This window comes from Rhizobium sp. P1_E1 (assembly GCF_056406015.1).
In genome coordinates this window covers 1-11,308 of record NZ_JBFUAY010000153.1, presented here as the reverse complement: position 1 = coordinate 11,308, position 11,308 = coordinate 1, and the positions used below count along the sequence as shown (strand labels likewise).

11 protein-coding genes are annotated in these 11,308 nt (G+C 59.9%); 1 reads left to right on the top strand and 10 read right to left on the bottom strand.

Translation table 11 applies throughout. The annotated features are described in order from the left end of the window. Window positions 1-405 (top strand): ABC transporter permease (locus AC1D1Z_RS29025; RefSeq protein ID WP_477852387.1); only part of this gene is annotated, 405 nt, incomplete at its 5' end. 37 nt (window positions 406-442) lie between these two features. On the opposite strand, the gene glpK is transcribed toward AC1D1Z_RS29025, so the two are convergent. From glpK to AC1D1Z_RS28975, 10 genes are all read right to left on the bottom strand, one after another. Then, window positions 443-1,945 carry a glycerol kinase GlpK gene (glpK, locus tag AC1D1Z_RS29020; RefSeq protein ID WP_018446154.1) on the bottom strand — a complete coding sequence of 501 codons (1,503 nt, stop codon included), beginning with the start codon at window positions 1,943-1,945 and terminating at the stop codon, window positions 443-445. Window positions 1,946-2,092: 147 nt separating this feature from the next. Then, window positions 2,093-3,817: an ABC transporter substrate-binding protein gene (locus AC1D1Z_RS29015; protein WP_018517728.1), complete on the bottom strand. Its 1,725-nt coding sequence runs from the start codon at window positions 3,815-3,817 to the stop codon at window positions 2,093-2,095. A gap of 81 nt (window positions 3,818-3,898) precedes the next feature. After that, a complete protein-coding gene (locus AC1D1Z_RS29010; protein ID WP_018246653.1) occupies window positions 3,899-4,195 on the bottom strand; it encodes a DUF2160 domain-containing protein in 297 nt (98 codons plus the stop codon). After that, the gene (locus AC1D1Z_RS29005) at window positions 4,195-5,106 is read right to left on the bottom strand and encodes a carbohydrate ABC transporter permease (RefSeq protein ID WP_477852385.1); all 912 of its coding nucleotides are present in this window, start codon (window positions 5,104-5,106) and stop codon (window positions 4,195-4,197) included. The genes AC1D1Z_RS29010 and AC1D1Z_RS29005 overlap by 1 nt, the downstream gene beginning before the upstream one ends. Window position 5,107: 1 nt before the next feature. Continuing rightward, window positions 5,108-5,974 carry a carbohydrate ABC transporter permease gene (locus tag AC1D1Z_RS29000; protein WP_477852384.1) on the bottom strand — a complete coding sequence of 289 codons (867 nt, stop codon included), beginning with the start codon at window positions 5,972-5,974 and terminating at the stop codon, window positions 5,108-5,110. A 2-nt stretch (window positions 5,975-5,976) separates the two neighbouring features. Continuing rightward, window positions 5,977-7,047, bottom strand: a complete 1,071-nt coding sequence (locus AC1D1Z_RS28995) for an ABC transporter ATP-binding protein (RefSeq protein WP_018246651.1) — start codon at window positions 7,045-7,047, stop codon at window positions 5,977-5,979. Between the two features lie 9 nt (window positions 7,048-7,056). Next, window positions 7,057-8,136: an ABC transporter ATP-binding protein gene (locus tag AC1D1Z_RS28990; RefSeq protein WP_131647727.1), complete on the bottom strand. Its 1,080-nt coding sequence runs from the start codon at window positions 8,134-8,136 to the stop codon at window positions 7,057-7,059. Between the two features lie 41 nt (window positions 8,137-8,177). Then, complete coding sequence (glpD, locus tag AC1D1Z_RS28985; RefSeq protein ID WP_115157788.1) at window positions 8,178-9,692, bottom strand: glycerol-3-phosphate dehydrogenase; 1,515 nt, start codon at window positions 9,690-9,692, stop codon at window positions 8,178-8,180. 119 nt (window positions 9,693-9,811) lie between these two features. Further along, window positions 9,812-10,585: a DeoR/GlpR family DNA-binding transcription regulator gene (locus tag AC1D1Z_RS28980; protein ID WP_115157787.1), complete on the bottom strand. Its 774-nt coding sequence runs from the start codon at window positions 10,583-10,585 to the stop codon at window positions 9,812-9,814. Window positions 10,586-10,679: 94 nt separating this feature from the next. Next, on the bottom strand, window positions 10,680-11,308 hold a 629-nt coding region (locus AC1D1Z_RS28975; protein ID WP_477852381.1), incomplete at its 5' end, for a DMT family transporter.

Sequence of the window (11,308 nt, the reverse complement as noted above, 5' to 3'; positions counted from 1 at the left end):
CGGTTCGGCCGCGTCATCCTGTCGATCGGCATCCAGCCGGGCGTCGTGCGCTATTCMGGCATCGCCGCGCCGGCCCATGTCGCGGTCACTTTCATCCTGGTCGGGTTGATCGCGGCAATCGCCGGCCTGATCCTGACCGCAACCGTCACCACCTACATCCCCTCCTCGGGCAATGCCTTCTTGCTGAATGCCATCGGCGCGACCTTCATCGGCACGACGCTCAGCCCACTCGGACGGCCGAATGTCGGCGGGACCGTACTCGGCGCCCTGCTGCTCAGCATCGTGGCCAATGGCCTGCTGCTGACCGATCTGAACTTCTATTGGCAGCAGGTTGGTACGGGCACGCTGATCTTCGCCGTGCTCGCCCTGAGCTTTATCAACAGAAAGGCTGCCGGCGCCGTGTGAACGTAACCGCCATTGCGGTCACATTCGGGGAACTGTTCTACCCCGCTGAAGCGTCGGAAATCATCCTGGATACGGCAGTCTTCCAGCCGATGATCTTGGTCTGCCGCTCGGTCTCATCCATCGAAGGGCTGAAGCGGCGGTCGCAGGCCCAGGCCTGCGCAAAATCCCGCATGCCTGGCCAGATGCCGGCTTTCGAGCCGGCAAGCCAGGCTGCGCCCAGCGCCGTCGTCTCGCGGATCGCCGAGCGGTCGACGGGGTTTCCGGTCATGTCGGCCAGGCACTGCATCGTCCAATCCGAAGCCGCCATGCCGCCATCGACGCGCAGCACCGTTTCCAGCTGGTTGACGCCCCAGTCCTTCTTCATCGCCACCAGCAGGTCGAGCGTCTGGTAGGCGACGGATTCAAGCACGGCGCGGGCGAATTCTGCCGGCCCACTGTTTCGCGTCAGACCGAAGATGGCGCCGCGCGCAGCCGGATCCCAATAGGGCGCGCCGAGGCCGGTGAAGGCTGGGACGATATAGACCTGCTGTCCGGGATCGGCCTTGGCCGCAAGCACCCCTGCCTCGGATGCCTGACCGATGACGCCGAGGCCGTCGCGCAGCCATTGCACGGCGGCACCGGCGATGAAGATCGAGCCTTCGAGCGCATAGGTCGTTTCGCCGTCAAGCCGATAGGCGATCGTCGTCAGCATCCGGTTGGAGGAGGAAACACGATCCCTGCCGGTGTTCAACAGGGCAAAACAGCCGGTGCCGTAGGTGGATTTCATCATGCCTGGCTCGAAGCAGGCATTGCCCATCGCCGCCGCCTGCTGGTCGCCGGCGACCCCGAGAATGGGAAGCTCCACACCGAACAGCGTCTTGTCGACGCGGCCGAAATCATCGGCACATTCCCTGACTTCAGGAAGCATGGCGGCCGGAATGCGGAGAATGCCGAGAAGCTCCTCGTCCCAGGCACCGTCGTCGATATTATAGAGCAGCGTCCTCGATGCATTTGTCGCCTCGGTGGCATGCACGCGGCCACCCGTCAGATTGTAGATTAGCCAGCTGTCGATCGTGCCGAAGCAGACGTCGCCCGCCTCCGCCTTCTCACGCAGGCCGTCGACATTGTCGAGCAGCCAGCGCAGCTTCGTTCCGGAGAAATAGGGGTCGAGCAGCAGGCCGGTCTTGGCGCTGAACAGCTTCTCATATCCATCGGCCTTCAGGCTCTCGCACATTTCGGCCGTGCGCCTGTCCTGCCAGACGATCGCCCGGTGAAGCGGTGTCCCGGACCTGCGATCCCAGACGACCGCGGTCTCTCGCTGATTAGTAATGCCGATCGCGGCAATGTCGGCGGCATCAATACCGGCATCGACGATCGCCTTGCGCACAGTATCGACGACCGATCGCCAGATTTCGGCGGCGTCGTGCTCCACCCATCCAGGCTGCGGATAATATTGGGTGATCTCCGCCTGCGCCGAGCCGGCCATTTTCATGTCGCCATCGAAGATGATCGCGCGCGACGACGTCGTGCCCTGGTCGATTGAAAGAATATAGCCGCTCATATCCGTCTCCGGCTCGCACGAAACCGCTCCTGCCGAGGACAGCAGGACGCGGAGGTTTCATGAGAGAAAGATTGTGGGTGCCACCGGCTTGTTGCCGGTGGCGGGAAGTGATGGCCGGAAGCCCCGTCGCTTCCGGCCGGGTCCGCCTTACTTCGACTGCCAGCTCTTGACGAGTTCGTCGTAGTTGACCGTGACCGGCTTTTCCTTCTCGTTCTCGATCTTCAGCTGCGGTGCAAGGTTGCCCTTCTTCACCGCATCCGCGTTCCAGTAAGCGAGATCATGCTCTTCGGCCAGTTTCGGGCCGATATCGCCCTGGACGCCCGATTTCTCGATACGGCCCATGACCTTCTCCTGCTCGCCGCAAAGAGAATCCATGGCTTCCTGCGGTGTCTTGGCGCCGGCAGCGGCGTCACCGATAGCCTGCCACCAAAGCTGAGCCAGCTTCGGATAGTCGGGAACGTTGGTGCCGGTTGGCGACCACTGAACGCGGGCCGGCGAACGATAGAACTCGATCAGACCGCCGAGCTTCGGAGCACGCTCCGTAAAGCTCTTGTCGCGAATGGTGGATTCGCGGATGAACGTGAGACCGAGCTGGCTCTTCTTCACGTCGATCGTCTTGGAGGTCACGAACTGTGCATAGAGCCAGGCAGCTTTCGCGCGGTCCGTCGGGGTCGATTTCATCAGCGTCCACGAGCCGACGTCCTGATAACCAAGCTTCATGCCGTCTTTCCAGTAAACGCCATGTGGGCTCGGTGCCATKCGCCATTTCGGCGTGCCGTCCTCATTCATAACAGGCAGGCCAGGCTTGACCATGTCTGCGGTAAACGCCGTGTACCAGAAGATCTGCTGCGCGACGTTACCCTGTGCCGGCACCGGACCGGATTCCGAGAAGGTCATGCCCTGAGCTTCCGGCGGTGCGTACGCCTTCAACCAATCGAGATACTTCTGGATCGAATAGACCGATGCCGGGCCGTTGGTATCGCCGCCACGCGCGACGCACGAACCGACCGGACGCGAGTTCTCGTCGACCTTGATACCCCATTCGTCGACCGGAAGACCGTTCGGCAGGCCCTTGTCGCCGTTGCCAGCCATCGACAGCCAGGCATCGGTGAAGCGCCAACCGAGCGACGGGTCCTTCTTGCCGTAATCCATATGGCCGAAGACCTTCTTGCCGTTGACGTCACGGCCGGTAAAGAATTCGGCAATGTCCTCATAGGCCGACCAGTTGACCGGAACGCCCAGATCGTAGCCGTATTTCGCCTTGAAATCGGCCTTGTTCTTCTCGTCGTTGAACCAGTCGTAACGGAACCAATAGAGGTTGGCGAACTGCTGGTCGGGAAGCTGGTAGAGCTTCTTGTCCGGCGCGGTCGTGAACTTGGTGCCGATGAAGTCGTCGATATCGAGGCCGGGGTTGGTAACGTCCTTGCCTTCGCCGGCCATCCAGTCGGTCAGGTTACGCACCTGCTGATAACGCCAGTGGGTACCGATCAAGTCGGAGTCGTTGACCCAGCCGTCATACAGGTTCTGTCCGGTCTGCATCTGTGTCTGGATCTTCTCGACAACGTCACCCTCTTGAATGACGTCGTGCGTGACCTTGATCCCGGTAATCGCAGTAAAGGCCGGAGCCAGAACCTCGGACTCATACTTGTGGGTGGTCAAGGTTTCCGAAACAACCTTGATGTCCATCCCCTGGAAAGGCTTCGCAGCATCGATGAACCATTGCATTTCCTTTTCCTGGTCGGCGCGAGAGAGCGTCGACACGTCGCCRATCTCTTTATCCAGAAAAGTCTTTGCCTCGTCCATGCCGGCATAGGCCGACCCGGTCATGGCCAGCAGCACGGCTGCTGTCGTCGTCAATAAATGCCTTCGCATGATATCCTCCCAGGGTTTTGCGATTGCAGTCTTCACGTCTCAGGCGGCCAGAAAAACCCCGGCCATCTGCATCAGTTTGCCTCACACGTAACGGAATACGCCGACGGCGTAGACAACGGAGAGAGCGAGAGCCCACCAGAGGCTTGATCCCGCGAGACCAAGCCAGGCAAGATGGATAAAGGCGCTGCCGAGCAGCGAAAGGAAAAGCCGATCACCGCGCGTCGTCTCGAAGCGCAGGATTCCGATCCGCGGGTTGCCGCCCGGCACGGCATACTCCCAGACCCCCATGCCGATCAGCAGCAATGCGATAACGATGAAGAACGCGGCCGTCGGCCAGGTCCATGCCATCCATGAAAAATCGGGAAGCGAAAAGCCCATCAAACCCTCCCCAGGGCGAAGCCCTTGGCGATGTAATTGCGCACAAACCAGATCACCAGCGCCCCTGGGATCAAGGTCAGAACACCCGCGGCGGCGAGCAAGCCCCAATCCATGCCGGATGCGGAGACGGTACGGGTCATGGTGGCAGCGATCGGCTTCGCGTCGGTCGTCGTCAGCGTTCGTGCGATCAGCAACTCGACCCAAGAGAACATGAAGCAGAAAAAGCAGGCGACACCTATGCCGCTCGCAATCAGCGGCGTGAAGATCTTCAGGAAAAAGCGCGGGAACGAATAGCCATCGATATAGGCCGTTTCGTCGATTTCCTTCGGTACGCCGGACATGAAGCCTTCAAGGATCCAGACCGCCAGCGGCACGTTGAAGAGGCAATGCGCCAATGCCACGRCAATGTGCGTATCGATCAGTCCAAAGGCTGAGTAGAGCTGGAAGAACGGCAGGGCAAAAACCGCCGGCGGCGCCATCCGGTTCGTCAGCAACCAGAAGAAAAGATGCTTGTCACCAAGGAACCGATAACGGGAGAAGGCATAGGCCGCCGGCAGCGCGGCTGCCACCGAGATCACCATGTTGATCACGACATAGGTGATTGAATTGATGTAGCCGGAATACCACGCCTTCTCCGTGAAGATCGTCACGTAATTGGCGATCGTCGGGTTATGAGGATAAAGCGTCAGAGAATTGACGATTTCCGCATTGGTCTTGAAGCTCATGTTGACGAGCCAATAGATCGGCAGCAGGAGCACGATGATATAGATCGTCGGAACCAGCCACCACCAGCGCGATTCCTCGCCGCGCCGGCGCATCAGATGGCTGACTTCATCGGAGGAGAGACCGCTTGCGACACTGGTAACGCCTGAGATTTTTCGGCTCGCTGTCGTTTCGTTGGAGGCGCTCATTTCAATTCTCCGCGTCGTGGCTTGTCATGACGGTGTAGAACACCCACGAAAGCAGCAGGATGATCAGGAAATAGATCAGCGACATGGCAGCGGCCGGACCGAGGTCAAACTGTCCGAGGGCGGTCTTGACCRGATCGATCGACAGGAAAGTGGTCGCGTTGCCGGGACCGCCGCCCGTGACGACAAAAGGCTCGGTGTAGATCATGAAACTATCCATGAAACGCAGCAGCACGGCGATCAGAAGAACGCGTTTCATCTTTGGCAGCTGGATATAGCGGAATACGGCCCAACGAGACGCACCGTCGATCTTGGCTGCCTGATAGAAAGCATCCGGAATGGAAACGAGGCCTGCATAGCAGAGCAAGACGACCAGGCTCGTCCAGTGCCAGACGTCCATGATGATGATCGTCACCCAGGCGTCGAGCGGATCCTGCACATAGTTGTAGTCGATGCCGATGGCATTGAGGGAATAGCCGAACAAACCAATGTCGTTGCGGCCGAACACCTGCCAGATCGTGCCGACAACGTTCCACGGGATCAGCAGTGGTAGCGCCATCAGAACCAGGCACACCGGCACGCCGATGCCCGATTTCGGCATGTTGAGCGCAATGAAGATACCGAGCGGGATCTCAAGAGCGAGAATGATCAACGAAAAAATTAGATTTCGCTGCAGGGCGGCCCAGAAACGGTCGGAATGCAGGATTTCGGTAAACCAGTCCGTTCCGTTCCAGAAGAACTGGTTGTTTCCGAAAGTGTCCTGAACGGAATAGTTCACAACCGTCATCAAGGGAATGACGGCCGAGAATGCCACCAGCACGAGGACCGGCAGGACCAGAAACCACGCTTTGTTGTTCCAGGTTTTTTCCATGATCAAGCCTCCGGTCCGGCGCGCCAAGAGTCGGCATAGATACTGATACCCGACGGCTCGAAGGTCACCCGGGGATCAGCCGGAATGTCCCCGTCTTCAGGGACGACGATCGCGATCGGCTGGCCGGCAAACTGCGCGCGGACGATCTTCTGCCGGCCGATATCTTCCACCTTGCTCACCGTCACAGGCATGCCCTCGCGGCCGACCCGGATAAACTCGGGCCGTATTCCAAGCTCTACCTTGGCCGCTGCCGACGTCTTTGGCGCATAGTCGAGCGTCAGAGCGTGCTCGCCGACCCGAACCGTGCGGCCTTCCACCTTGGCTGGCATGAAGTTCATGCCTGGAGAACCGATGAAGTAGCCGACGAAGGTATGGCTCGGACGCTCGAAAAGCTCGGCCGGCGTGCCGATCTGCACGATCTCGCCATCGTACATCACCACGACTTTGTCGGCGAAGGTCAGCGCCTCCGTCTGGTCATGCGTGACATAGACCATCGTAAAACCGAACTGCTTATGCAGCCGCTTCAGCTGCGATCGCAGCACCCATTTCATATGCGGATCGATAACAGTGAGCGGCTCGTCGAAGAGAATCGCGTTCACATCCGAGCGCACGAGGCCGCGGCCGAGCGAAATCTTCTGCTTTTGGTCCGCCGTCAAACCGCGCGCGCGACGCTTGGCCCAGTCTGCAAGATCAATCATCTCCAATATTTCACGGACACGACGATCAACATCAGGCTCCGCGACTCCGCGGTTGCGCAAGGGGAAAGCCAGATTGTCATAGACGGTCATCGTGTCGTAGATGACCGGAAACTGGAATACCTGCGCAATATTTCGCTGCTGYGTCGGCAGGTTCGTAACATCCTGTCCGTCGAAGAGAATTCGCCCTTCGGACGGCTGAATAAGGCCGGAAATGATATTGAGCAGCGAGGTCTTTCCGCAGCCTGAAGGTCCGAGCAGCGCATAGGCGCCGCCATCGTTCCACTCGTGGTGCACTTCCTTGAGAGCGTAGTCCTTCTCGCTCTTCGGGTTCGGCCCATAGGCATGTCGAATATGATCGAGGGTGATACGTGCCATGATCTTCTCCTAGCCCCTCTGCGTGGCAGTGGTGATCGCCCGGCCGTCCGCGCCGAACGCCATCAGGTGGCGCGTATCGATGAAAACGGAGAGATCCGTGTCCGGGTCGACATTGTGGATGCCGTGCGCAAGCATCACCCAGCGGGTGTCGGCAAATTGCAGATGCACGAAACTTTCCGACCCGGTGATCTCCGAAATCTGTGTCCGTGCTGTCAGCCGCGCCGAACCGGCCGTCTGGGCGGTTGGTGCAAGATGATGGGGGTGAAACGCTATGGTTGCCGGCCCGTTCGGCACATTCTGAAGATGCGGCGGCACGGCAAAAATCAGAATGCCATCGCGCAGGAAGTTGCCTTCCGATTTGACCAGATCGATAAAATTCAGCGGCGGATCGGCAAAGGTTTTCGCCGTCGTTAGATCGAGCGGATGGCGATAGACCTCGACCGTCGGGCCGAACTGCGTGATCCGGCCCTCGCTGAGCGCTGCCGTATTGCCGCCCAGCAACAAGGCTTCGGAAGGTTCCGTCGTGGCATAGACGAAGATTGCGCCGGACTGCGCGAAGATCCGCGGCAATTCCTGCCGCAGTTCCTCACGCAGCTTGTAGTCGAGGTTGGCAAGCGGCTCGTCCATCAAAACTAGGCTAGCATTCTTCACGAGCGCACGGGCAAGCGCCGTGCGCTGCTGCTGGCCGCCCGAGAGGTTGAGCGGCGTGCGATCGAGATAAGGACCGAGTTTCAGAAGTTCGGCAGCCTTGCGCACCTCCAGATCGATGGTCTTGGCATCCTTGCCGGCAATCCGCAGCGGCGAGGCAATATTCTCGTAGACCGTCAATGCCGGATAATTGATGAATTGCTGGTAGACCATAGCGATGTTGCGCTTCTGGACAGGCATACCTGTCACGTCAGCACCATCAAAATGGATCGTACCGGTTGTCGGCCGATCAAGGCCGGCCATCAGACGCATCAACGAGGTCTTGCCCGACAAGGTCGGCCCAAGCAGAACGTTCAGCGTTCCTCTTTCAAAAGCAAGATCGGTCGGGTGGATATGATAGTCTCCTCCCACCATCTTTGCGGCCTTCCGCAGTTCCAGCATTCCTGTTCCCGTGCCTCCACGCAGCGGGGACCACACGCCGCCTATCCGACCATCGCCGGTATGGCAGCCATGTACTCCTCCAGTGACTGAGCCTGCTCCTTCGAAAGGCGCAGACCATCCTTTGTTCTCCTCCACAGCACGTCTTCGGCGTGCCGGGCCCATTCATGTTCAACGAGATAGGTAACCTCGACCTCGTAGAGATCGCCGCCGAACAGCCGTCCGAGATCGTCGATGCCGCGGGCATCGCCGAGCAGCGCCTCGGCCCTGGTGCCATAGCGGCGCACCAGGCGGCGGGCATGCTGATCGGCGAGGAACTGATAACGCCGCTTCAGCTTGTCAACTTGTGCCTCATAGCCCCGAACCGGGAAGTCGCCGCCCGGCAGATGGCTTTTGCCCGTCCATGGGGCACCCTTGACGCCGATCGCAGCGCCGATCTTCTCCAGCGCGTGTTCGGAAAGCCGGCGATAAGTGGTGAGTTTACCGCCGAAGACGTTGAGTAGCGGCGCGGCGGCACCTTCGCCTTCCAGCTTCAGTACATAGTCGCGCGTCGCCTCCTGTGCCTTGGAGGCGCCGTCGTCATAAAGCGGCCTGACCGCTGAATAGGTCCAGACGATATCCTCCGGCCTGACGGGCTCCTTGAAATATTCCGACGCCGCATTGCAGAGGTAGACGGTCTCCTCCTCGGAGATCCGGACATCCCGCGGATCGGCGGTATAATCGCGATCCGTGGTGCCGATCAGCGTGAAGTCGCCCTCGTAGGGGATGGCGAAGATGATGCGGTTATCGGGGTTCTGGAAGAAATAGGCTCTCACATCGTCGAATTTCTTCTTCACGACGATATGGCTGCCCTGGACGAGGCGGACATGATGGGCTTCGTTCTGGCCGAAAGCGGAGCGAATGACATGGTCGACCCAGGGACCGGCGGCATTGACCAGCATGCGGGCCTGATGGCTGTCATTGCGGCCGCTCACCGTATCGGTGGTCTCGATCAACCACAGGCCATTCTCGCGCCTCGCCGACACCACTTTGGTGCGCGGCATGATGGTTGCCCCTTTGTCGGCGGCGTCGCGGGCGTTCAGTACCACCATGCGGGCATCGTCGACCCAGCCGTCGGAATATTCGAAGGCCTTGGCAAAAAGCGCTTTCAGCGGTTTGCCGGCCGGATCGCTGCGCATGTCGAGAACGGATGTCGGCGGTAGCAGCTTGCGGCCGCCGAGATGGTCGTAGAGGAAGAGGCCGAGCCGGATCAGCCAGGCCGGACGGATCCCGCCCTTGTGGTAGGGCAACACGAAACGCAGCGGCCAGATGATGTGCGGCGCCATCGCCCAGAGGATCTCGCGCTCCATCAGCGATTCACGCACCAGACGAAACTCGTAATGCTCAAGGTAACGCAGGCCGCCATGGATCAGCTTGGTGGCGCCCGACGAGGTACCCGAGGCGAAATCGTTCATCTCCGCCAGCGCCACCGAATAGCCACGCCCAACAGCGTCGCGCGCGATGCCGCAGCCGTTGATGCCGCCCCCGATGACGAATATGTCGTGAATATTTCGGCCCAATTCCCCCTCCGAGCCCGCTGTCGATTTCGCATCGCACAAAATTTGCGCAATTGCGAAAGTAACACCAGTTAAAACGAAAGAGATCCGAATGTCAAACGAATGTTTCCGCAGATCTCCGTCTAACGGGATCGGCCATTCGTTTCGATCAGTTTCACATTGTTTTCCAGGCAGAGATTGCGGATCGACGGCACCGGACAGTGATCGGTGATGAAGGTATGAACCTGGGACAGCTGGCCGATCCTGACCGGCGCGGTACGTTCGAACTTCGTCGAATCGGCTACGAGAATGACATGTCGGGCATTGGCGATGATTGCTTGAGCGACCTTCACTTCGCGAAAATCATAATCGAGAAGCGCGCCGTCGATGTCGATTGCCGAAGCGCCGATCACAGCGTAATCGACCTTGAACTGGCGGATGAAATCGACGGCCGCCTCGCCGACGATCCCGCCGTCCGAACCGCGTACGACCCCGCCGGCAATGACGACCTCGATTGCGGGAAAAAGACGTAACCTATTGGCAACATTGATATTATTGGTGATAACCATCAGCTCGTGATGGTTGGCGAGCGCCTCACCCACCGCCTCGGTCGTCGTTCCGATATTGATGAACAGCGAGGCACCGCTCGGGATGAGCTCGACCGCCGCAATGCCGATTGCCTGTTTCTCGGACGCGGCGATCTGCCGGCGCGCCTCGTATTTGACGTTCTCCGTCCCGCTCGGAAATGTTGCGCCGCCATGGATGCGTGTCAGTACCTGCGCATCACAGAGATCGTTCAGGTCCTTGCGGATTGTCTGCGGCGTCACCGAAAAGCGGGAGGCGAGCTCCTCGACCAGAACCCTGCCGCTCGATTTTGCAATCGCGACGATTTCACTTTGTCGGTCGGTCAAGAACATGGGACGCCTTTCGATCTGCTTTCGTTTTAAAGAAAGCGAACGGCGGCGCAATGCCTAACTGTTGCCAGGCCGCCTTCACAGCCCGAATTTGACGCTACCGCTTCCGCATCACGTTGACGACCAGCACGCCGAGGATTGCCATGACGCCACCGATTGCGCCGAGCGCCGTCGGCGTTTCGCCCAGCCAGACGAAACCGATCAGCGTGGCGACCGGCGGAACGCCATAGAGGAAATTCGAAGCGCGGGCGGCCGTCAGCCGCTTCAGCGCGATCGCCCAGGTGAGGTAGCCGATCGCTGTGGGGAAGATGACGAGATAGGCAACGCCCCAGTTCACCTCCGCCGGTGCGGCGGCCAGCGCCTGGATCGTCGCCGGAACGGCCGGAACCAGCGGCACGGAACCGATGAGTAGGATCCAGGCGGTGACGGCAAGCGCCGGCAGCCGCCCGAGCAGCGGCTTCTGCAGCACGCTGGCAATCGCCGAGCAAAGCGCTGCGCCCAGGATGAGGATGGCATTCGGATCGAGCTTGAAACCGTCGTCGGAGGCGACCGCAATCAGCGCCACGCCCCCGAAGGAAACCGCGGTCCCCGCCCAGCCCCAGCGGCCGAAACGCTCGCCAAGCGCAAATGTGGCGATCAGGGCGGTGAAGACGGGCATGGTGTTGATGATGAAACTCGCCGGTCCTGCCGCAACGGTCTGCTCGCCAGTGTTCAGCAGCACCGCAT

Coding starts and splice junctions, on each gene's coding strand:
- AC1D1Z_RS28980 (WP_115157787.1), bottom strand. CDS start 10,585: ATGTTCTTGACCGACCGACAAAGTGAAATCGTCGCGATTGCAAAATCG.
- AC1D1Z_RS29010 (WP_018246653.1), bottom strand. CDS start 4,195: ATGGGCTTTTCGCTTCCCGATTTTTCATGGATGGCATGGACCTGGCCG.
- glpK (WP_018446154.1), bottom strand. CDS start 1,945: ATGAGCGGCTATATTCTTTCAATCGACCAGGGCACGACGTCGTCGCGC.
- AC1D1Z_RS28990 (WP_131647727.1), bottom strand. CDS start 8,136: ATGCTGGAACTGCGGAAGGCCGCAAAGATGGTGGGAGGAGACTATCAT.